The 21,681-nt window shown below is 43.2% G+C and carries 28 protein-coding genes and 1 tRNA gene; 8 read left to right on the top strand and 21 right to left on the bottom strand.

Annotation, left to right across the window (positions count from 1 at the left end; translation table 11 throughout):
• Nucleotides 1-183 precede the first annotated feature (183 nt).
• The 9 genes from ACUUJN_RS17235 to ACUUJN_RS17275 form a co-directional block, all read right to left on the bottom strand.
• On the bottom strand, nt 184-933 hold the full coding sequence (locus ACUUJN_RS17235; protein WP_023989389.1) for a polyketide synthase: 750 nt from the start codon (nt 931-933) through the stop codon (nt 184-186).
• 45 nt (nt 934-978) lie between these two features.
• A complete protein-coding gene (locus ACUUJN_RS17240; protein ID WP_023989390.1) occupies nt 979-1,740 on the bottom strand; it encodes an enoyl-CoA hydratase/isomerase in 762 nt (253 codons plus the stop codon).
• Nucleotides 1,737-2,999: a hydroxymethylglutaryl-CoA synthase family protein gene (locus ACUUJN_RS17245; RefSeq protein WP_023989391.1), complete on the bottom strand. Its 1,263-nt coding sequence runs from the start codon at nt 2,997-2,999 to the stop codon at nt 1,737-1,739. The genes ACUUJN_RS17240 and ACUUJN_RS17245 overlap by 4 nt, the downstream gene beginning before the upstream one ends.
• Before the next feature lie 15 nt (nt 3,000-3,014).
• Nucleotides 3,015-4,262: a beta-ketoacyl synthase N-terminal-like domain-containing protein gene (locus ACUUJN_RS17250; protein ID WP_053325749.1), complete on the bottom strand. Its 1,248-nt coding sequence runs from the start codon at nt 4,260-4,262 to the stop codon at nt 3,015-3,017.
• Nucleotides 4,240-4,479 (bottom strand): acyl carrier protein, encoded by a 240-nt coding sequence (locus ACUUJN_RS17255; RefSeq protein WP_013310983.1) that lies wholly within the window; start codon nt 4,477-4,479, stop codon nt 4,240-4,242. Before ACUUJN_RS17255 ends, ACUUJN_RS17250 begins: the two co-directional genes overlap by 23 nt.
• Nucleotides 4,480-4,528: 49 nt before the next feature.
• The gene (locus ACUUJN_RS17260) at nt 4,529-5,281 is read right to left on the bottom strand and encodes a 4'-phosphopantetheinyl transferase family protein (RefSeq protein WP_053325750.1); all 753 of its coding nucleotides are present in this window, start codon (nt 5,279-5,281) and stop codon (nt 4,529-4,531) included.
• Between the two features lie 141 nt (nt 5,282-5,422).
• A complete protein-coding gene (gene loaP / locus ACUUJN_RS17265) occupies nt 5,423-5,944 on the bottom strand; it encodes an antiterminator LoaP (protein WP_023989394.1) in 522 nt (173 codons plus the stop codon).
• Nucleotides 5,945-6,436: 492 nt separating this feature from the next.
• Complete coding sequence (locus ACUUJN_RS17270) at nt 6,437-7,114, bottom strand: MBL fold metallo-hydrolase (RefSeq protein WP_023989395.1); 678 nt, start codon at nt 7,112-7,114, stop codon at nt 6,437-6,439.
• A gap of 338 nt (nt 7,115-7,452) precedes the next feature.
• A tRNA-Leu gene (locus ACUUJN_RS17275) sits at nt 7,453-7,538 on the bottom strand.
• A 247-nt stretch (nt 7,539-7,785) separates the two neighbouring features.
• Between ACUUJN_RS17275 and ACUUJN_RS17280 the strand changes: the two genes are divergently transcribed.
• Together ACUUJN_RS17280 and ACUUJN_RS17285 are read left to right on the top strand one after the other, a co-directional pair.
• Nucleotides 7,786-7,944, top strand: coding sequence for a hypothetical protein (locus ACUUJN_RS17280; RefSeq protein ID WP_013311032.1), 159 nt, complete (start codon nt 7,786-7,788; stop codon nt 7,942-7,944).
• A 130-nt stretch (nt 7,945-8,074) separates the two neighbouring features.
• Nucleotides 8,075-8,263, top strand: coding sequence for a hypothetical protein (locus ACUUJN_RS17285; RefSeq protein ID WP_023989396.1), 189 nt, complete (start codon nt 8,075-8,077; stop codon nt 8,261-8,263).
• A gap of 76 nt (nt 8,264-8,339) precedes the next feature.
• Here the strand turns inward: ACUUJN_RS17285 and ACUUJN_RS17290 are convergent, their stop codons facing one another.
• The 3 genes from ACUUJN_RS17290 to ACUUJN_RS17300 form a co-directional block, all read right to left on the bottom strand.
• Nucleotides 8,340-8,492 carry a hypothetical protein gene (locus tag ACUUJN_RS17290; RefSeq protein ID WP_023989397.1) on the bottom strand — a complete coding sequence of 51 codons (153 nt, stop codon included), beginning with the start codon at nt 8,490-8,492 and terminating at the stop codon, nt 8,340-8,342.
• Nucleotides 8,493-8,587: 95 nt separating this feature from the next.
• On the bottom strand, nt 8,588-8,914 hold the full coding sequence (locus ACUUJN_RS17295; RefSeq protein WP_023989398.1) for a YnfA family protein: 327 nt from the start codon (nt 8,912-8,914) through the stop codon (nt 8,588-8,590).
• 52 nt (nt 8,915-8,966) lie between these two features.
• Nucleotides 8,967-9,149 carry a hypothetical protein gene (locus ACUUJN_RS17300; RefSeq protein ID WP_023989399.1) on the bottom strand — a complete coding sequence of 61 codons (183 nt, stop codon included), beginning with the start codon at nt 9,147-9,149 and terminating at the stop codon, nt 8,967-8,969.
• A 352-nt stretch (nt 9,150-9,501) separates the two neighbouring features.
• Here ACUUJN_RS17300 and ACUUJN_RS17305 point away from each other — a divergent pair, with 352 nt between their 5' ends.
• Together ACUUJN_RS17305 and ACUUJN_RS17310 are read left to right on the top strand one after the other, a co-directional pair.
• The gene (locus ACUUJN_RS17305; protein ID WP_028540506.1) at nt 9,502-9,780 is read left to right on the top strand and encodes a hypothetical protein; all 279 of its coding nucleotides are present in this window, start codon (nt 9,502-9,504) and stop codon (nt 9,778-9,780) included.
• Between the two features lie 31 nt (nt 9,781-9,811).
• Nucleotides 9,812-10,843, top strand: coding sequence for a glycosyl hydrolase (locus ACUUJN_RS17310; RefSeq protein WP_023989401.1), 1,032 nt, complete (start codon nt 9,812-9,814; stop codon nt 10,841-10,843).
• 71 nt (nt 10,844-10,914) lie between these two features.
• On the opposite strand, the gene ACUUJN_RS17315 is transcribed toward ACUUJN_RS17310, so the two are convergent.
• The 6 genes from ACUUJN_RS17315 to ACUUJN_RS17340 form a co-directional block, all read right to left on the bottom strand.
• Entirely contained in the window at nt 10,915-11,130 is a 216-nt protein-coding gene (locus tag ACUUJN_RS17315) for a hypothetical protein (protein ID WP_013311038.1), read from the bottom strand.
• Between the two features lie 186 nt (nt 11,131-11,316).
• On the bottom strand, nt 11,317-12,420 hold the full coding sequence (locus ACUUJN_RS17320) for a glycerol dehydrogenase (RefSeq protein WP_023989402.1): 1,104 nt from the start codon (nt 12,418-12,420) through the stop codon (nt 11,317-11,319).
• Between the two features lie 133 nt (nt 12,421-12,553).
• Nucleotides 12,554-13,102, bottom strand: a complete 549-nt coding sequence (locus tag ACUUJN_RS17325; protein ID WP_023989403.1) for a GNAT family N-acetyltransferase — start codon at nt 13,100-13,102, stop codon at nt 12,554-12,556.
• 200 nt (nt 13,103-13,302) lie between these two features.
• Nucleotides 13,303-14,289, bottom strand: coding sequence for a ketoacyl-ACP synthase III (locus ACUUJN_RS17330; RefSeq protein WP_484668740.1), 987 nt, complete (start codon nt 14,287-14,289; stop codon nt 13,303-13,305).
• Nucleotides 14,290-14,320: 31 nt separating this feature from the next.
• Nucleotides 14,321-14,671 (bottom strand): hypothetical protein, encoded by a 351-nt coding sequence (locus ACUUJN_RS17335; RefSeq protein WP_013311042.1) that lies wholly within the window; start codon nt 14,669-14,671, stop codon nt 14,321-14,323.
• A 184-nt stretch (nt 14,672-14,855) separates the two neighbouring features.
• Nucleotides 14,856-15,515 carry a cell wall hydrolase gene (locus ACUUJN_RS17340; protein ID WP_484668741.1) on the bottom strand — a complete coding sequence of 220 codons (660 nt, stop codon included), beginning with the start codon at nt 15,513-15,515 and terminating at the stop codon, nt 14,856-14,858.
• A 457-nt stretch (nt 15,516-15,972) separates the two neighbouring features.
• Between ACUUJN_RS17340 and ACUUJN_RS17345 the strand changes: the two genes are divergently transcribed.
• Together ACUUJN_RS17345 and ACUUJN_RS17350 are read left to right on the top strand one after the other, a co-directional pair.
• Complete coding sequence (locus ACUUJN_RS17345; protein ID WP_023989406.1) at nt 15,973-16,638, top strand: cupin domain-containing protein; 666 nt, start codon at nt 15,973-15,975, stop codon at nt 16,636-16,638.
• A gap of 112 nt (nt 16,639-16,750) precedes the next feature.
• Nucleotides 16,751-16,981, top strand: a complete 231-nt coding sequence (locus tag ACUUJN_RS17350) for an LSm family protein (protein ID WP_028540505.1) — start codon at nt 16,751-16,753, stop codon at nt 16,979-16,981.
• Between the two features lie 189 nt (nt 16,982-17,170).
• Here ACUUJN_RS17350 and ACUUJN_RS17355 read toward each other — a convergent pair whose 3' ends face one another.
• On the bottom strand, nt 17,171-17,299 hold the full coding sequence (locus ACUUJN_RS17355; RefSeq protein WP_013371969.1) for a hypothetical protein: 129 nt from the start codon (nt 17,297-17,299) through the stop codon (nt 17,171-17,173).
• Nucleotides 17,300-17,467: 168 nt separating this feature from the next.
• Between ACUUJN_RS17355 and ACUUJN_RS17360 the strand changes: the two genes are divergently transcribed.
• Nucleotides 17,468-17,734: a DUF2642 domain-containing protein gene (locus tag ACUUJN_RS17360; RefSeq protein ID WP_025719729.1), complete on the top strand. Its 267-nt coding sequence runs from the start codon at nt 17,468-17,470 to the stop codon at nt 17,732-17,734.
• Between the two features lie 71 nt (nt 17,735-17,805).
• Here the strand turns inward: ACUUJN_RS17360 and ACUUJN_RS17365 are convergent, their stop codons facing one another.
• Both ACUUJN_RS17365 and ACUUJN_RS17370 read right to left on the bottom strand, forming a co-directional pair.
• Nucleotides 17,806-19,350: a GH25 family lysozyme gene (locus tag ACUUJN_RS17365; protein WP_076158523.1), complete on the bottom strand. Its 1,545-nt coding sequence runs from the start codon at nt 19,348-19,350 to the stop codon at nt 17,806-17,808.
• Nucleotides 19,351-19,589: 239 nt separating this feature from the next.
• Nucleotides 19,590-20,615 (bottom strand): YeiH family protein, encoded by a 1,026-nt coding sequence (locus tag ACUUJN_RS17370; RefSeq protein ID WP_484668742.1) that lies wholly within the window; start codon nt 20,613-20,615, stop codon nt 19,590-19,592.
• 118 nt (nt 20,616-20,733) lie between these two features.
• Here ACUUJN_RS17370 and ACUUJN_RS17375 point away from each other — a divergent pair, with 118 nt between their 5' ends.
• Nucleotides 20,734-21,621, top strand: a complete 888-nt coding sequence (locus ACUUJN_RS17375; protein WP_023989411.1) for a LysR family transcriptional regulator — start codon at nt 20,734-20,736, stop codon at nt 21,619-21,621.
• Nucleotides 21,622-21,681: the final 60 nt, after the last annotated feature.

Here is a 21,681-nt window from a genome sequence, read left to right on the forward strand (position 1 = left end):
TGAGCTAAAGGCTTATCACCCTGTCCATTTTGAGCTATTATTCACGTTTGAAGCATTGCCAGGAGTTGCCTGCTAAAATATATCAAAGAAAAAACGAGTGATGAGGAAGGCTATATGCCTCTTTCACACTCGTTGCTGGTTCGCATGAACAACCGCAAAGGCGTTCAACGAATCTCTATTTGGTTATTTTCCAAACAAGTTGATAATTCGTTCTTTAACCTCCGCTTGATGAAAGGTCTTCTCATGCATGATAAGCTCTTGTTCTACGATTTTGGGAAGCTGTTCCCGGAGTGGAGCAACCAAATGATCCTTTAGCGTGATTAAAGAAAATCTGGGTTTCTCGGCTAGCTGCCGGGCAAGATCCATTACATAGCCCATCACTTCTTTGCGGGGCAGGGTCGGAAATGGAACTCCCCGTTTTTCCAGTTCAACACCTCGATAATTGCCCCCATTTAACAATAACTCTTCTCCCAAGCTGAACCCTAGTTTTTTAGGAATAATATACGTGGCACCCATTCCCGGTGTGAATCCGTATCTCATAAAATTAGTCGTGTACACACTTTCCCTGCTTAGGACTACAAAGTCAGAAAATAGCCCCATTACAAAGCCTCCGCCCACCGCATGTCCCTGCATAGCAGCTATCACTGGAACTTTACAGCCCAATGCAAGTGAGTAAATATTTTCATCGGTAAACTTCGAGATTCCTTCATGTAAAGCCAACAGTCCCTCTTGCGTCCCACCCGTGGCAAAGTAATTATCGTATCCTGTTAGAATTACGACTTTGCAGGTTGAATCTTCTTGGATCGTCTTGAACGCTTGTCTTAGTCCATGGGTCATTTCAAGCGTAAATGTATTTTTATGAACTCTATCTTGCATTTTCACTTGAATAATACCTCGTTCGATTTCAAGTAATTCAACCACGGATTGTGACATTATGATCTTCTTCCCTCCTACATCCCCATCTTGTGGCGTAGACCATCAGTCCATCCACGGAAATTGCCCCGTTTCAACGTATCGGAAAATGCCCTTAAGATTTTGAGCGTCTGAAAACACCTCTTGATTGGACGCCAACGCTAGTGGTTTACACTGACGCAAATCGTTGAGTTCATCCATAAAGCGCTTGTAGCGTAAAATCCCATGCTTGCTCAATCGTCTGAGGCGTAATAAATGCTTGCGTAGCACCATCTCACTCTGAGCATCGTACGCATCAACCAACCCCCATACATGGGCCTGTTGAACCGAAACGAGCTGCGTCATTAGTGTTAAATAATGCGCTTTTTGGAATCCAATCCTGCGGACTAAAAATGGTAGAACGCAAGCAGGGAAAAGTCCGAATAGCAATTCTGACAAGCTGAACTGTGCCGTCTCGTCGGCTATCACAATATCGCTGGCAGCAATAAATCCGACGCCACCAGCGTTTGCTTTTCCTCGCACATGAGAAATCGTGATATAGGGCCCAGTTGCTAATTTTAACCACAGATCATACATAGGCTCTGGACTCATTGCATGTTCTTGTCCACTTTCCACTTTTTCACGCATTCCCTCAAAATCCGCGCCAAAACAGAACACCTCCGGCAAACCTTCCAAAACTACGATCGTAACTGACTCCTCACACAGTGCAAGTACATGCAAGCACTCCTCGATGAGGGTATTATTAATCGTATTATTTGCCTCCGGTCGGTAAAAGCGAATATAACAAATCGATTCTTGAAACCGAACCTGAATCGTTTGATAACTCATGATTCCCACCTGTATTTACGGTGGAATTCATAGATTTCTTCCAAATACAACCGCTGTCTCCCTTTCCCGGAAGCTATCACCCCCGGAATCAATTGAAAATCCAGCTTGGCGTTGCGGGTTCCAAACCGTACAGCGCCACTGCCTTTTAGTAGGGATTCATATTCATCCATAGTTAACTGATAGCGATCATTCAAATTACGCTCAATTTCAAAACGCCGCAGATGTTCCTGGCTTTGCGGCATAACAACCCCGCTATAAAATTCAGAGCAGCAGCCTGACCCGTAGGAAAAACAGCCGATTCGCTTTGGAGCATCGAATGTACCCTGATCAATCGTACCTGCCAAGGAGAGGTACAAAGTCGCCCCCATAATATTACCGACTCGTTGGCAATACGCCAATCCGGGCTTAACACGTTGTAAATAATCTGCCTCAATCTCATTTGGTTTGGATTTAGTCAACCTTCGCATCATCGTGCGATGCGCTCCTTTTACCATTCCGCCAAAAGGAGTATGAAAGGCAAGATACTGAAAGGTATCTTTATAATCCACTCCTTGCACCCGTTTTTGGTATTCCAAAAACGCTTGCTCGCAACAGTCCAGATAGGACATTAAAGACAAATCTGCATCCCCAGCCTCGCTATCTGGAATCGGCCGGCAAGTATCCATCACCTCATAGCCGTAATATCCATTAGCGCCTGCATCAATTTGAAAAACATGAGGATTTTCACTAATGAGCATTGCCACGGCCCCTGCGCCTCCACTTGGCTCAGCATAAGACCAATCCTCACTCAAGACATCCCCGCCTTCAGCAGCAATAAATCGTGAAATATCACTGGCAATTACAAGCGCCTTTGCTCCTGGCGAGACCTGAGAAAGAATAAAATTCACCGCCATTTGGAGTCCAGCAGTACCGGAATAGCAGGCTTGCTTGAGCTCGAATAATCTGCAATTCCGATTCAACCCCAAATAGTGGTGAATATATGTACTGATTGATTTCCCAAAATCAATACCTGATTCCGTACAGGTGATAAGCATTTCGATTCGGTTTTTTTCCGCTTCTGAAAGAGCGTCCACCAGCGGTTTTGCCGCATTTACTCCAAAGGTAACTGGATCTTCGTAAGGTAGGGCAACCGCCTTTTCTTTCATTAATAAATTTTCGAACCTTGCAGGATCCAATTGCCTGTGTTGGGCTAATTGCATAACATCCAGATAGGCAGAGCCACCAAAAACGTTCATTGCCTCAATTCCCACGACAACCATAATCGTCCCCCTCTCTCAAATACGCGACTCACATTTTTGCATACAAATGGCAGTATTGATTCCACCAAACCCCATGCTCAGATTCATAGTATTGTGAATAATTGCTGGTACGGACTCATTCTTCACCCAATTGCAGTCCAATTGGATAGGCTCCTCCAAATTACGGGTAGGGTGAAGTCTCGACTCCGACATTTGTAAAAGAGTAGCAATAATTTCAACAGTTCCTGCCGCGCTCAAGCCGTGACCGATAATGGATTTGGTTGCATTGATATAGGCATGTGACAATTTACAATCCTGTAATGCCCTTATTTCTATCTCGTCTCCAACGACCGAGCCTGTCCCATGGGGATTAATATAATCAATCTCTTCCGGTAACAGCTTTGCTTTCTCCAAAGCTCTTCTAATCACTCGGGCTTCGCCTTCGTAGGAGGGATTGGGATTCCGGTTTCGATCCATTCCCATATCCCATCCTGCAAGTTTGGCATAAGGTTTCTCCCGACGCCTCACGGCAGAATCGGCCCGTTCTATGACTACAACCCCGCAAGATTCCCCATAGATGAACCCGTCCCGCGATTGATCAAATGGTCGACACGCCATTGCAGGTTCATCGGCATATCGGTCGCTTCCCATCGCTCCCAAGGATCGCAATGCCTGGCATTCCATATACGAAATATCCATCAATGCCCCCATTGCAATGCAAACATCAACACGATCTGCTTGAATGGCCTCAATCGCTTGAATGATTGCGACTTGTCCACTCGCGGATGCACCACCGACGGTATAAGCTAACCCCTGAATACCGAACTGTTCGGTACATAGTCCGCACAAATCAGTATCCATAAAGGAAACCCCATAGGTCGGCGGTACAAAGCACATTTTTTCCCGGTAGGCCTCATAGGTCTGAAATAGCTCCCGTTGCTGAAAATTGGAGCCTCCAATCACCAGTCCAATACGGCTAGGATCAACGTTATCCAATTGGGCATCTTCCCAGGCTTCTTGAAGGGTTACCATGGCCACCTGCCCCGAAAATGATGCTGTACGTAACATTCGTTTGGATAATGCCTTCGGATAAGACAAGGGTGGCAGCTCCGCACCTATAAATGAAGCTTCGCCTCTTCTGCCAGGGCGTTGCATGACGCCAAATGCATGCTGCCCTTTGAACAACGCCGAGGCAAAAGCAGCCTTCCCCTGCCCAATCGCCGAAGTCACGCCAATCCCCGTAACGACTAACTCAGGTTTTTCATAATTTTGCATAAAGTGCATCTGTCAATTCCCCTATATTTTTCACGCCAGACAATTCGACGCGCGGAATATTAAGAGATAATGTTTCCATCGTCTTGTTTACAATTTCAGCCCGATCTACTGAATCTGCACCCAAATCCACCAATCGATCTCCATACTCGAACGTGTGATCTTGTAATTCGGGAAGCACTTCACGAATACAACGTTTAACGATATCGAATACTTCTTCCTTATGCATAGGTATCCTCCTAAAAAATAAATGATTTAAAACTCAACAAACCTGGTGTTCAGTAAACATGATCTACAAACGGATTTCGATGAAAACTTGCATTGAATTTTTCATAAAGCCGAGAAGTATTCATACTCCATTCCGTCTTTCTCGGTGCTACAATCGTGCAGATATAGTCACCTAACTGGTAAGACTGGGCAGCATATTGTGGAAAATGTGAAAATGTACTTTGGAAGTATCCATCCACAAACCTGGTCTCATTCATTTCAAGTACATGCAGCGATGTTGTAAAACCTGTACGTAATATTTTCGATAGGGCCTCCTTCACTGTCCAAAAAACCGTCAATAAAGCTGAGTACTCCCCTACTCCCCGCACGACAGAGATTCTTTCCTTTTCTTCCACCGTCAGTTGGCTTTCAATTGTCTTATTTCGCTTAGAATCAATCCTCTCAATATCAATGCCCATGGGATGTGCTTCGGGAAAAACAACAGCCGCTCCGATATAGTCGCAGTGGGCAATGCTCACCTGATAGCTGTGGACACCATTGATTCGAAGCATGGGCTGGCCGAAGACACCTGACTCCACACTTACGTTGCGCAGGTCTGGCTCGCTTAACAGCACCGAAACTGCTTGTTTGGCACTTAGCCTGCCAAGCACAAAGTTGGATTTCCGCCGATGGAATACCAAACTCTCGAAGTAACTACACTCATCCGAATGAAAGACTTCTCGATCAAGGGGAGCGTCTGCGTTATAATCTCCATGGACAAAACTGACGGCCGCCTTCATCACGGCATCTTCCCGCTTCAACATTAGTTGTTCTGCATACGAGGCTACGCATATCCCCCCTAGTAAACTACTAACTTAGCAGTCCAAATCAAAAAAGGCCTTCAAATCCCTTAAGGGTTCTGAAAGCTTCCTCATGGAGTATGAACTCGTCACGAGTTCTCCACTCTAAACCTTACTTATAATTTCCAAAGCTACTCTCACTAACCTGATATCACCCATAAATTCTAACTGAATGACCGCTTGCCGTTTATGTCTATCTATTTTCTTAACTATACTCCCCCTTCCTTTAAGTGGGCCATCTAGGATACATATATTGTCTCCTTCAATAATTCCAGTTGATGATTCTATACAATAGCTATCATTGCATAGACTTTCTAACATTTGTTTCTCCGAATCTCTCATTGAAGCTTCAAACTTCGAGTATCTCAATAAACGAATGATATCACTAGAAGTGCAAATCATTGAATTTGTACTGGTTACGAACTGCAAGTCAGGTAAATTCGACTCAATAAATACATAGCTTGGGAACAAAGGAGCCCATTCTTTCTTTACTATTCCTGCTACTTTAAAGAGTCTCTCTTGGAGTGGTATAAAGGGTTTGTAGACTTCAGAATCCAACCACTCATTAATAAGCTGCTTGACCTGTTCTTCCCTACCCGTTCGCACAAAAAACACGTACCAGCTCACTTAACTCATCTCCTATAAAAACGTACTGCCAAATCATCTCCTATAATGTCTACTACCCATATACATAGCTTCGCCCTTTCACTTATCCTACTTGATAAGCTACAATCTCTCACGATATATCCCTCTTTGATGGTTAACGTGACCCGCCAGCGATTAACCACAGAAAAGTTCCTTTATTTTTCATATAATCATATAATTGGAATAATGTTTTTCCATTATAATCCTCTACTCAAACCCTGTCAATTCACAGTTGATTGGAAACGGCCAAGTTCAGATTGGATTCGCAAACCTTTCTGAAAATGCTTAATTTGAAGTCATTATTATCTTTCGAATACAGCTTCAACGTTTCTGGCGGCTCATAAAAGAACTGATCCGAGTGTTTTACTCTAGTTAACTTGAGCATCTGGGGCACAGACAAATGATAGATCGTTATGTATTATTTTTTATATTTAAGATTTTCTCTCACCATTAGAACTGGGCCACAATACAGACTCATTTGAAATCGAACAGGCCCTTTTGGTTCGGACGCATTCTAAATTTAATAAAAGATTCCTTACTCGTAAATTGAAAATAAATATTTTCATCCATGAGGTGATTGAGTGTAAAACCAGGCGCTTTACCAAATGAATGAGCAGGATAAATTTGAATAGAGTCATCAATTTCTCGCTTTATTTTTTGAACACTATTATATAATTCTATTGGATTTCCTCCATTTGGGTCACAAAAGCCACAACCTTCAATGAATATTGTATCCCCAGTAAATAAGCGATCTGATAAAAGATAGCATACACTTCCCGCGGTATGTCCAGGAGTCAAAAGACTTTTAATTTCTGTTTCACCGACCTGGATTGAATCCTTGTCTTTAATTGAATGTAAATTTCTACATCTAAAATGATAAAAATCGATTTCGTTTGTTGACATGAATACCTGCGGGTTATATTTTTCCAGGAGTGGATTTACCAAATTAATATGATCCCAATGTGAGTGAGTTAATAGTATCGCTTTGAGATCGCCATTCAAATGTTGAAGATAGGACTCTACCTTTAATAAATCCCATGATGGGTCAACAATAGCTATGTCTCTTGTTTTCTCATCCATTACAAAATATACATAATTGATGAAATTCATAAAACAGACTCTTAACTGTTCCATATGAAAAGTCAGATTCATATCAGCTTCACCGAACCACCTTCCCAATGGTTAATTAAAAACAACAACATTCTGATTTAAGGTTTTGGGCCACTTCACTTTTTAGAAATACTTACTATTTAATTATAAAGGCCTAATTTCGTTGTCCTATGATTATAACAATTGATGCAATAGAAAGGCTCCAACTCTCTGTTACAAGATCGCTTAATTTTTCCAAAACAAAAAACGCCTCTCCGTATGTTAACGGTGAGACGTTTTTTGTTGATCCTACATACCTGTTACGGAGTATTCCGCAGGTACACAGAACCTCGCGTTATTTTCGTTCAATTAACTTTGATGTGTCCATGGTAATTCAAGAATGCCGAGGACCGGGATCGAACCGGTACGGTAGTCACCTACCGCAGGATTTTAAGTCCTGTGCGTCTGCCAATTCCGCCACCCCGGCATAAATTTAGGAACGCTAATCTTTACACTTACTTGTCTTACAAGTATCTGAGAAACATGCATCTGATTAAAAAGTGTTCTCGTTATGTAAATGTCGTTCAATTGGGCACCAACATATAATACGATAATTTTATCGAATTGTAAAGTGTTTTTAAAAAAAAATAATAAAATTCTCTTTTTGTATAACTTGTGCACATTTGAATTACACTAATAAACGTCTTTCCAAACTACCAGAAGGGGTGTTACGAATGCGTGAAGGTATGATTCCAGCTGTTCTTGGAACGGTAGTATCGGCTTCAGGCGCTGTGTTGCTGAGCAGTAAGTACAAACTTGCAGCTACAGGCATTCTCGGTTTCGGACTGGCTCATGTTGTTCTGGGAGCGATTGATCTGATTGAGCATCGCTAGTTGTTTGGGAAGTACCGGGCGGGATTTACTCCCTCCCGGTTTTATTTTTATCAACGTTTAGTCTGGAGCACAAGCGTTTATGTAAAGTATAGAAGCTGAATATGCCTAATAAAAGGAGCTGTGATGTGCTATGAGAGATAATAACTCTGAAAAGAATCGTACTGACGATCAAATCGAACATAAACAATCCCTGGACAAGCGCGAGCCAGGATTTAATCGCATTCCTGACACCGATGCAGATACACCTGCTGCTACTGATATGATTGATGAAGCCATAGGTCGCGGGATAGACAAGTTACGTAACGATTTCACAAAATAAAGCATGGGTAATAAGACACAGGTTTGTGACCAGTCCTTAATTCATTTGTTTTGATATGTACAGTGATTTCGTAAAATCACTTAAAGATCAGCATGATCCAGCCAATGATTGATATCCACAGCACGATGCTGATTAAGAGTCCACACATGATACCAAAAGAGAAATTACCTTCACTCTTCGGTACAGCACTACCAAATTTCAATCTAAGCTTCATTTGATTCCAGTTCATAGAACCCCCTCCTTAAGTTCTATTTCGGAATATGAAGCTTATTTTTGTAGACCTATAGTCATGTTTTCAAAAATAAAATAGGGTTTTTCGTCCTATCATCCTGATCGCGGAAATAGGATTACAGCTATACCGACCAAACAAATCAATCCACCAATGAAATCGTACAAGTCGGGTGTCTTTTTATCAATCCACCAGCCCCATGCAATGGAAAGAACAATAAAGACACCTCCGTATGCTGCATATACACGCCCAAAGGAGGAAAAAACCTGAAAGGTAGCAATGATTCCATACACAGCCAAGATTACTCCGCCGCAAAGTCCGACATACCATGTCTTTCCTTCACGCAGCCACTGCCAAATCAAATATCCTCCTCCAATTTCAGCGATGCCAGCCAATATAAAAAGTAAAGCTGCCTTTAACACCATTTCACATCCCTAATTCTTCAAATTCTTTTCGATTTTTTTGGATATCTCATTAGAGCACTCGACCTAAAAGGATAATCAATGCAATCACGCCAACCAGAATCAGCAGGTTGCTGACCTGACGCCATAAGCTAGGCACTCCCTCGGAGAGAAGCTTCCGCTGATTGGCATCAAAGTTCGCTTTGGCTCCTTCAGCATCTGCTGACCTAGAGAATGGTCTGTTTTCTTCATTCATAAGAGCACCTCCTTTTCAATCCACTTTAATCATACCAAACTTTTCCGTCGATTTCGCGTTGCTCTTATGCATATACTTCACATATATTTCTGATTGCATCTTCATATATGTGAAGTGTACATCCATATGTCAATATTTCGCTGAATATAAAGTATGATGTCGAATCAAGGTAGAGTGGGTATTTAGACGTCTTTCATTGCAGGCCGGTAGTTATGGTATAATTTAGCCAACTTGTTCAAGATCGTAACCAGCGCTCAATCGTTTACTCCAATTGTAATTAAATTCACATCCAGAATCCACATCCCGGTTACAACCTGCATTTTCTGTTTGTAAACCCAGGAGGAGGATACCGATGTCCCCAATCTTTATAGCAAGTTTAATGATGATGGGCATATTTTTATTTCAGGCAGCCATCGTTCTCGGCATCATACATTGGATTTCAAAACGAACCCAACGTCCAGCACAAACCAAAATGTATCTTGCAATGGGTTTGCTCGTTGTAATTTTAGGTTTCCTTGTGTGGGACAACTGGATACACTTACAGGAATTCAATGGATGGGCCACGATTAGTCTGCTGGTGATTATTATTAGCGCCTATATACAGCTTAGAAAGCAAAAAGAAAAATACTAATCCCATTACCATGCATCAAAGGAGGAGCGCCATGAAATCTCACTCAACACGCTTTTGGTTACAGAGGGTGCTACTGCTAATGCTTGTTTTACTCTTCAGCGGCTCTCAGCAATCATTCATTGTTGCCGATGCCGCCCCGCCAATTAATGTTCAGGCCTCTGCCAAAGCCAAGCAATTACTTGCCTACCTATCTAATGTACCGGATGATATGCTAATTTCCGGGCAGCATGATTACTTAGAGGCACCGGATGAACAAAATAACAAGCTACAACAAATCAGCGGACAATACGCAGGACTTCACGGCTATGAGTTTGGAGGATTGGCTAACCAGTCCCGTACGGCCCTACGAGAGCAACGTCAGCATGTTGTGAATAGTGCTATCCAATGGAGTCAGGACGGCGGAATCGTAGCTGTTACCTTCCATCAGGCGCTTCCTGGCAAACCCAAAACGTGGAAAAACGTACAAGCAAAAATTACTCAAGCTGAATTTAATCGTTACATCACGCCGGGTACCCCGCAATATAAACAACTGATCGCTGATCTGGATGAGGTGGCTTTGTCCCTTAAGACCTTACGAGACGCGGATGTACCTGTTTTATGGAGGCCCTATCATGAAATGAACGGCAACTGGTTTTGGTGGGGAAACAAGCAAAATTATGCTAAGTTGTGGAATCTAATGTATGATCGGTTCACTCATGTCCATCATCTGGATAACCTGTTGTGGGTGTGGAGTCCCAATGCTCCAAACGCATATAGCACTCCCTATAATTTGTCCTTCCCAGGTATTAACCGAGTAGATATTCTTGCAGCTGATATCTATAACAATGATTACAAACCCTCCTACTACACCGAATTGCTAAAGCTTGCGCAGGGCAAGCCTATGGGAATCGGAGAAAGTGATATTCTGCCAAGTGCGAAGGTGCTGCAAAATCAGCCAGCCTGGGCCTATGCCATGACATGGGGAAAGGAGCTGTCTGCAACCAATTCACAAGCAGCAATCAGACATTTTATGAACCAAAATAATATCATCACACGAGACCTTCTTCATGAGTCCCTACGCTGAAAGAAAAAAGCTTCCACTTCGCTTTAGGAGCAAAGTGGAAGCTTTTTTATACCAAATCCAAATAAAGCTCTCTAACTATTTCTAATAACCTCTTCTAGATCAATATCGGCATACGCCTCTTCACCAAGATGTACGGATACAATGGTGTAGATCCGCTTGGACAGTCTAGACATCAGCCGATCACCCGGTGCTACAGAATATTCTTCCCGATAATCTCCAATTTTGTGAAAACCGCTGGACATATGGATGTACAAGTTGCCCCTACGTGTTTTACCATGCACCAACATCAAATCTCCTCCTGCTGTGTAACCAACCTAATTTCCCTGTTACATGTATATCGGTCAGAACAAGATAGGATATAAGTCCCTGGTACCCTCTTTCGTTTCACATGTTAGTGCACGTAAACGAAACGGGTCTGCCAGTGATGTGACAGACCCGTTTTTGTAAACCCATTTTCGTGATTTAGGAAGAAACTATTCTTGATAGGATTCTGCTATTGCATTCGCTGCAATGATTGCATTATACACGTCAGCAGGACTAACCGGGAACGGCATGTTGACCATTGTATCATTCGATGCACAAGCAGCTTCAGCCACTTGGCGCCATTCAGCCTCAACAAATTCCTCTACACCCAAGTCACGAAGCGTCAATGGAAGGCCTACATCCTTAACCAGTTTAATCACGGTTTCCAGTTCTTCTTTCGGTGCATTTTCCAGCACTAGCTGGGTTAACAAACCGAATGTAACTTTCTCACCATGCTGTGCTTTATGAAGCGAAGGAACAGCCGTCATGCCGTTATGAATGGCGTGTGCTGCTGCCAACCCACCTGATTCTGCACCAACACCGCTCAGATAAATGGTAGCTTCAATCGTATCCTCCACCGCACGAGTATATACTTTCCGATCCACAGCACGTTTGGCCTTCACAGCATTTTCCAGCAACGTATCATAACAAAGACGAGCAAGTCCCAATCCTGTAGTGGAAGGCTTGTTCAGAACCAGGTTATCCCCGTTAGCCTGATAGCAAGCACGAGCTTCAAAATAAGTGGCCAGTGCATCACCGATTCCAGCTGCAAAGAAACGTGCAGGCGCTGCTGCCAGAATGCCTGTATCCGCCAGTACAACGTCTGGATTAGTAGGCAGGAACAGATATTCATCAAAAGAGCCATCTTTTTTGTATATAACCGCAAGCGCGGTACAAGGAGCATCTGTAGAAGCAATCGTTGGGAAAATAACAACAGGCAGCTTTTCATAATAAGCGGTTGCCTTGGCGGTATCCAACGTTTTTCCCCCGCCAATCCCTATGATAATGTTCGAACCATGTTTACGCACCAATTCACGGTTACGATCAATCTCTTCTTTTGTACATTCATATTGGAATTTCTCGAAGACCACCTGGTTACCAGCTGCTTCAATTGAAGCACCTGCCTCCTTTTGAGCCCTTTCAAGTATGAACTCATCACAAATGACAAAGGCTTTATCGCCATAATCCTTAATATAGTCATTTAACGACGAGAGTAGATTTTGTCCAGAAATAAATTTCTTGGGTGAAGTAACGGACCTTACAACGTTTGCCATGTAAATTCCTCCTCAGCTTTGACTCATACTCAAATTAATAATGATTTGGGCATGTGACCCTTTAACTATAAACCTCTTTTCACGTTATTAAAAGGCTTATTATGGAATATTTTATGAACAAATTGTGTATCTATTATACTTGAACAGTCGAGCGCCATTCAGAATACAGGATACCCATCATGATACGATCATAACTGTTACCATCACGAAGAACAGCAGAACGAACTCTACCCTCAAGCTGGAACCCCGCCTTCTCATAAGTTCGGATCGCTTGTGTATTGTACTCAATCACATCCAAGCCGACCCGATTTAAATTGAGCTCATAAAACGCATAACGAAGAATGAGACCTACAGCTTCTGCCCCAAAGCCCTTGCCACGGTAGTCCGTATTACCTATACCTATTGCCAGCTGCCCGCTGCGATTATTCCACTCAATTCCGTGGATAGCAACAAATCCGATCAAGACATCATCTGCCAATGTTCTTAATCGAAAATAGACCTCGTTAGAGCTGGGAGATCCTTCTGACTCCATCTGTTTCAACGTGTAAGGGAGCGCCAAATCCGTATCTACATTTCGCAGATACTTCGCATCCTCACCCCATTTGAACATCACTTCGGCATCTTCTTCCCTGACTGCGGCCAGTTTTATTCGTTCCCCATAAAATAAATTTTCGATCTTAATGACTCTTCAGCTCCTATTATGAATTGTGTGCCATGTTTTCCGTCATAATTGTCATCCTATCCGATGTCCGCAATATAAGCTCTCCCTTTTAATTCAATGTTTAAATTTTACAAAATAATCAAACATAACACAACCAAATCATTACAGTTGTCATTGTGTGATACACAAAAAGACCTTGCAGCTGCAAGGTCTTCATATTCCTAGTATTTAAATAACATAGCAACCAGTTGATATCCAGCTCCAATCGTCCAGAACAGTACATAATCACCGCGCCGGATACGACCCGATTCAATACCTTCATATAGAGCAATGAACGGGCTACTGGTACCTGTGTAACCATATCGATCACCCACATAAATCATTTGGGCATCCTCTAGCTCCAAGTGATCCTGAATCTTTAATACATTTGCTAACGAGAACTGAGACAGACAATAAGCCCGTACATCCCGAGGCGTCAGCCCATTCTTTTTTAAAATGCGTTCAAGCAGATCAAATGTAGGAGGCAAGGCCATATTGGCGTCGAACGGAAGCCACTGAATATATTTTCCGGGGGCGTTCCTTTGGAGTGTTGCCGCTAACCCCCGAGCCGGGTACAAAATTTTATCTATATTGACTGGGTCCGTAAAATACATAGAATCTATAAATCCGGTGTCTTCTTCTGTACGCTCCAAAATAGCCGCACATGCAGCATCTCCATAGTTCGCATAAGTAATCTCATCCTCCGGACCGGAAATGAGTGAATTATAATCCGAACCGATAATAAGCGCTGTCCGCACGTCAGGATTAGATAACATCGACCGACTGACTTGATCGACAGCGACTGTCATCCCTGCACAATTCGCGTTGGAATCCATCACGGCCACATCATGTCTGGCCCCAATCGCCTGGTGAACAAACAATGCATTCATCGGAAACAGTGACTCAGGAACTTGAGTGGAGAACACGATCATATCCACGTCACGGCCTGTCATACCAGCCTGTTCCAGAGCTTTTTGCGCAGCCGCAATTCCCATTGTTAGACCGTTTTCGTTCGGATCATCAATGATATAACGCTGTTTTCTACCCATATGCTCCATGAAGCGTCGAATATCTTTGCCCTGCTCGTCAAAATGGCGAACATAGTATTCGTTATCCAACGAATGGGACGGATGATACACACCCAGTGCTTTTATTTTGATATGGCTCATCAGGCTTCCCCCTTACACATACATCAGCGCATTATTGTACAACAATATCTACGTTGTTTAATCCTGCTTCGCGTGCTACTCGACCAAGCTGCATTTTAATAATGGTTTGTTGAAGGCTGATGCCAAAGATTACTTTGGTAAATCCAGTTTCTTTATAACGTACAAATGAGCCCTTCAGTTTTTCCACTTCTCCCGGACCCAAAAGTGCCATCTGGGTACAATCTACCTTGAGTGTAAAGCTGGACGCCTGAATGGATGAGGTTTTGGCTACATAATCTTTTACAAAGCTATCATACTCCTCCTGGCTAAAAACTCCATTCACCGCCATATGTACCGTTTTCATGGCTTGATCTACTTCGATAGTGTAAGGATGTTGACTCATTTTAGAAGGACTCCTTTAATTTCATTTTTTTGTCTATTAAGAGTATCGGAATAATAGGTAGAATTTTTAATATTAAATCAGATAATTCACCACTAAAATATTACAAATTTGTGAATATAAAAAACCGTCACTGCTCCTAGAAGAAGCAACTGACGGCTAGAAATTTGCGTATTCTCATATGAAATTAATTCGTAAACGTATGGCGACCGAGTGAGATGACAGCCGGGCGACTTTTACTCCATTTGGCTGTAGCAATGGCCGGGTTGTAATAAAACAAGGACCCATTGGTCGGATCAGCACCATTAAGTGCCTGTCTGGCTGCACGGTACGCAGTCTTGTTGGGTTTCAGGCGGTATTGACCATCCTGTACAGCGGTGAATTGACCAGGCTGCAAAATAACGTCCGGGATCGAGCTTGGAAACTCACCGGACTGAACACGGTTTAATACGACAGCGCCAACAGCCACTTGACCTTCAAACGATTCCCCGCGAGCCTCAGAATAAATGATACGAGCCAGTTGATCCAGCGCGGTTACGCGCACCTCTCCGAAGGATTCCAGCTTGGCTTGTGTAGCCGCTCCGGCTACTCCATCAGGTGTCAGACCGTTATCCCGTTGAAAACGAGCCACCGCTTTACTGGTCAGAGAACCATAGTACCCAGTAAACCCGGCTTTAAAATAACCGAGCGAATGAAGCTGCTGTTGAAGCTCCAGCACCCGTTCGCTTTGAACCCCTTTCTTCAAAGCTGACGATTGTGCTTGTGCTTGTGCTTGTCCTGGTGCGACTGACAATACAGTACCTAACATACATGCGCAGGACAGGATTAAAATAGATAACTTTTTCATATTCCAGACAACCTCCTCTTTCATGTTCTGTCCGGTGCAACCATTCCGGCCTGTACAACTCAGGGACGTTTATCCGATGATGTTTCTTATGACATAACTTATGCCTAGCTGCAGAAATGACGCGTGGCTACATACGGAATGGGACAATCATGCTTTCACACGTCCGTTGCAGTATACCATAAGCCGCATTTACGTATCATCCGGCTCTGGTCCTAAGACTACCCAAGCAAATAAAACGCCATCCCTAAAGGGATGACGTGTATTAAGAACAATGGATCATGTTCTGACCACACTTGAATACGTGACTTTTTTCGCTATTTTTCACTTCAACTTGCCCGGGACCGGAGCCTGATTTCTACTAATTCAAATCACATATCCGCGCACACATACATGGGCGTATGCATAGGGTAGCGTACGATCATCAAATTTCGAATAATAGAAAGGCAGGAAACGACGCGTGGATTCATATATGGATTACACCTCCCCTACTGTACAATTTACCTATGATTTAAGAGACAATGTTTTGTTTCAGAAGGATGCTCAAAACTCGATCAACGAGCTGTCGATCCAGCAGCTGAATACATTGGCAAATGTATCGCTGCTGGATATTCGCCTTAGCACAGCTAATGTTGTGGAGCCTCACTATCACCAAAATGCCACAGAACTGGTATACTGCATCTCTGGAGCAGTAACCGTGTCACTGATTAACCCCTTCACCCTCGAGTTACGACATTTTCCGATCACACCTGGCCAAGTGGCTAACGTTCCTCAGGGATGGTGGCATTATCTGGTCGCCACGATGGACAACACTCATTTGTTGACCATTTTTAATGCTCCGACCCCTGAATTCATACTGGGCTCCGACATTTTGCGGCTAACGCCAAGTAACATTCTGGCTCATACTTACTGCCTGAATGAGAATAAGATTCAGGAAGCACTCGCCCCAATTAAAAAGCCTGTCATCATCGGTCCTCCCAATGACTGCAAGCAGCAGCCCCCCCGAAAACCTGGGATACATGTAAGGCTTGCCGATACTTCACCCCACCCTCAGGTCGCCCCCCAAAGAGGTTACGCCCATACCAATGGATATCCTGGCTTCTCTTTTAATCCCTATCAAGAATAGGCTAACTCTAGTCAGGCCTTAAGTTCGAGGGAATACCTTTTCCCTGTATGTTCGCCGTTACCATAAGACCGTCCCTCTCATAAAATGCCAATGTATAAGAGGGGGTGATGGAATGGACGCTTATTACAACTGTTTGAACTGCATGAATAAAAAAGTGCGTATTCTCACCGTTGACGGAAAACAGTACGAAGGAACCATTATGGATGTGGATCGTAATAATGTGTACTTAAAAACAGAACGGAACGGACGTGTACAAACGTCTGCCTTTTATCCTGGCTACGGGTATGGGAATCAAATCTTAACTTTGAGCTTGTTCACCCTGCTGGCGATTGCGTTAATTTAATCTCTGTTCCATTGTCCGTTCCTGTCTATAGATGCCAATGTACCTCAAATGACAGCTGCCCAGCCCGGCACAGTTTGTGTAGGGCCTGTACGCTGTTATTTGAGGTGTTTTATCATACGTTCCATCCTCTAAAGCACTTAACCCCCCATCGGTTATATACCGATGGGGGGTTAAGCTACTCATTTCAATTTAAACCCATAAAGACTTAGTAATGATAACGAGCAAAATGAACAGTACCAGGATAGCTCCTGTCGATGTCCATACTCCTGGGTAGCCCCCTACTGAACCGCCACCACAACCTCTTTCACATTCACTCATGGTCATTGCCTCCTTCAATTCAAGGTACAACATAGCTTATGTATTGAGCTTTCCTATGGACCGGGCTTTTCGGCAATGTTATGAATGTTTTCGCTGATGGGCATTAGCCTACACCTTTCCTAGGCAGGAGCATAGGATAACACAACTAATCTTGAAGGAGTGAAGCAATTGAATTCAAATCAAATGCTCAATTACAACGTTAATCAACCTTTTCCTCACCATCCTACCTCTCACCACGTCGTGGTGCACCCTGTAGATCCATACGTCGTAGAAACATTAAAATCGGTGATCGGCAAGTACGTTGTACTTGAGACAACACGTGGCAGAATTGATGGATGCGTAGTCGATTGTAAGCCCGACCATGTCATTTTAGATGTATACGGAAAAAAATTCTTTGTTCGAATCAGCGAAATCGTATGGATCATGCCCAACTAAACAAATCAGACATTAAAAATCCTCGCAGATCCCGTTCCGGATTCGCGAGGATTGATCATGATATGATTTGGCTAATCGAGCTCTCCTGCCAGTGAAGCCCGGAGTTCATCTATCGTTCCGTTGTATTCATCCAAATCGACTTGGCCTTGAATACCCGGAACACTGCCTGTGCTACTGTACTGCCAAGCCCACCAGTTATTCCAAGCTGGAACCGCGGTCGGCTTTTGCGTAGTGCTGTATCGGGCTACCCACAGTTTATACATAGAAAATGTAGGATCAAACTTGGAAGCAAAAACATTGCCCGTGTATACGATTGGCTGACGCCCGGTAAGCCTCTCCATTTCATCCAAAAAGGCATGAGCCACTTCACTAATTTGTGCAGGAGTAAGACCTTTGGGGTTATTTTCATAGTCCATCACAGGGGGCAGATCTAGCCTGCCTCCTGCTGAATCTATAGCCCTGGCAAAATTAGCTGCTTCCTGACGAGCTCCATCCGCGGTAGTAGCATTCAAAAAGTGGTAAGCGCCAACCAAGATGTTAGCATCTCTGGCACCCTGTACATTTATCAAAAATTGATTATCTTGATATTTTGTGCCCTCTGTAGCTTTAATAAAAGCAAATGTCTTACCTGCCGCTGCCACTTGCTGCCAATCAATATTGCCATTATAGTGTGAGACGTCAATTCCTTGCGCGTGTCCATCAGAAGAAATCGCAGGTACAACAGGTATGGTAGGTATAACGTCCTCGGTAGTTGATGGCTCCTCCGTTTCCTGATCCAACGCTATAACAACCTTACCATCATCCGCATTGAGTACATGAAAGGGTGTGCTGTGATTAAGATCAACCACAATACGTACCGATGCGGGGGTTGTACTAAACATGGAGTATCTTACTTGGGAAACATCTGGATCTTCAGTGACTGGAAAACTTCCTTGTCCACTACTGTCAAATGATTGCGATGCTAGAAATTCCTCAGAAAACGTTGAACTAGGTATGTCTACAACAATACGGTCTGCATGAGTCAACGTAGTTACTTTGGGGGTTGCTTTTCCATTAACAGCTATAGTCAATTGGTGATTAGCGAAGCTAATTTGGTTTATAGCCGTACGCGCACTCTCTTTAGGATTACTTACAGCTGGAGTAGCAGAATGATCATGAGTGGACTCGCTATTGCGGCTTGAAGTAGGCGGAGTCGTCAGGAACACAGTTTTAAGCTCGTTGTTCCAGGCCACATCAATCCCTGTCTGTTCGGACACGAAGCGAAGCGGAACATAAGTCGTCCCCTCTCTAAGCAAAGGCGCTACAGCCAATCCCATTTGATGATCATTGACAGAGGCTATGGGATTGTTGACCTGAAGACTGAGGTTAAGATTTTGCTTATGTATAGTTATGGTCCCTGTCTTGGACTCCCAATTCACGCTATAACCCAATTCCTCTACAATGAGACGGAGTGGAACCAGTACATTCCCCTTTACTTCTTGAATCTGAACACCTTTGCCAACACTTATATCTTTACCATCCAACTGAAGATGTGAACTCGAAGATGCAGCATGACTTTCTCTTGGAAATGCTAGTAGAAACAGAAACAAAAAAGCAAATAAACAAATTTTCTTCATTATGTACCCTACCATTCTCTAAATTTTCGCTTATGAAATTCTTGCACTCTATGATTCTCAGGACCTCCATTTTGATAGACGCGAATCATATGTAAAAAGTTACGATTGATTCAGTATATATTTCAGTCTTATCATACAAAAGTACTAAAAAACTCTGCCAGCTATACAGCAAGCAGAGCTTTTTCCAGTTTTATTAATCTAGTTTACTAGCAATCTTATCACAAACGAATACTTCATGTTCACACTGTTAAAAATGTTAACCCTATAAGAATGATCGAAGTAACAGACAGTACCAGTAAGGGAAGCATTGCTTTCTCCCGCAAAGCCTTAAAGCTCACATTCAGCCCCATGCCTACCATAGCCATCGTTAACATAAAGGTGGTAACTTGAGAAATTCCGTTCGTCAGACTAGATGGAACTACAATATATTGTCCAAAAACATAGCTGCCCACAATACTTGTAGCCATAAAGCCGATGAGGAACCAGGGGAACTCCACTTTAGCGTCTGTACGAATTTTTCCAGTTCGTTTCATCCAATACATTAAAACAAAGCTGAGCGGTATGAGTAAGAAAACACGCCCCAGTTTGGCTAATAAGCCCATTGCAAGTGCATCCTGTCCGGCAGGCGCTGCAGCTAAGGCCACATGTGCAATTTCATGTAAACTGATACCCGACCAGATTCCATATTGCATATCCGTCAAAGGAAGCCAGGGCCGAAGCACAGTAAACAAAATGGCAAATACCGTTCCAACCAAGGCAATGAGTCCTACCCCTATGGCTGTATCCTCATCTTTGGATTTTAACAAGGGAGAAACCGCTGCAATCGCTGCTGCACCGCAAACTCCTGTTCCAATACCAAGAAGAAGCGAAAGCGAAGCATCTGCCTTGAAACGTTTTGCCAGCCAAACCGTAAAAAAGATGGAAAATACAACAGTGCCCACATCACGCAAAAGTAAACCAAGTCCATGATGAATGACAACATCCATGTTCAACTTCAGCCCAAATAACACAATAGCTCCACGTAGTATTTTCTTTGCTGAAAACTCAACTCCCAAGCGCACAGCTTCAGGGTATCCCCACAACTGTCGGTACAGAATAGCGAGAAACATGGCACAAGCCAATGGACCTACATAATGAAAGCCTGGCAATTCGTTCAGGCCATAGCCTGCCAAAGCAAATAACATCGTGAGGACAATGCCAAATATACGCTGGAATAATCGACCTCTGTTCGAAAATAATTTGGTGTGTTGTGTATGACTGTTCATGGTGAACTCCTCCAATTCTACATGCATCCAGCTTAATATGTTTTTTGTCATAAGAAAAATAAATCATTATAATAATGATAATAAGTAAATAGATATGATGAATTTGGAGGAATGGGCCTTGGACCAATCTTTAATCGTATTTGTTATGGTCGCGGAGAAACAAAATTTCACACGAGCTGCCGAGGTGTTACACATGACCCAACCTGCGGTAAGTCAATATATTCAAACGCTGGAACGTAGCGTAGGAACCCGCCTCCTGGAGCGTAGCAATAAGTATGTACGCTTAACCAAAGCAGGTGAAATTGTGTATCATCATGCTCAGGAGATTATCCGTCTCCATACACGGATGCAGTATTTGGTGGACGAGCTGATGCATACAGCAAAAGGAAACCTGTCGATCGGCGCAAGCTACACGTATGGCGAATATGTGCTGCCGCATGTGATCGCGCAAATGAGGGTCCGGTATCCACTCATTCAGCCCTCCATTACCATCGGCAACACCCAGGAAATTGAAAAACTCATGATCCATAATCAACTGGATGTAGGCATTATCGAAGGAGAATTTCAGCATGACCATTTACACATCGAATCATTTGCTGATGATAGAATGTATATCGTCGTTCCGCAAAATCACCGTTTGGCTGGTAAATCTCAAGTGGATGTAAGTGAGCTGCAAGAGGACATCTGGATTCTGCGGGAAGAAGGTTCTGGAACCCGGGAAGCGGCTGAAAAAATGTTTGCACGGTTTCAGTTCTCCCCTTCTCATATGATGAATTTTGGCAGTACACAGATCATCAAAGAGTCTGTAGAAGCAGGCTTGGGGATTTCTTTGCTGTCCCAATGGGTCATTCAGAAGGAACTTGCTCTGGGAACATTAAAAGTACTGGATATTCGTAATCTTCCGGTTATTCGAAAATTCTCCTTCCTAACTCCTTCTTCGACATTTGAAACGAAAGCAAGCACCGCTTTTTTGGAGATTTTGCGAAGTTATAATGTGAAAAGGTAAAGTGCAGAAACAACGAAAAAAGCACCCATTAAGGTGCTTTCAACATAATCATTATCATGT

The sequence above is a fragment of the Paenibacillus sp. LRG-1 genome (assembly GCF_057220305.1).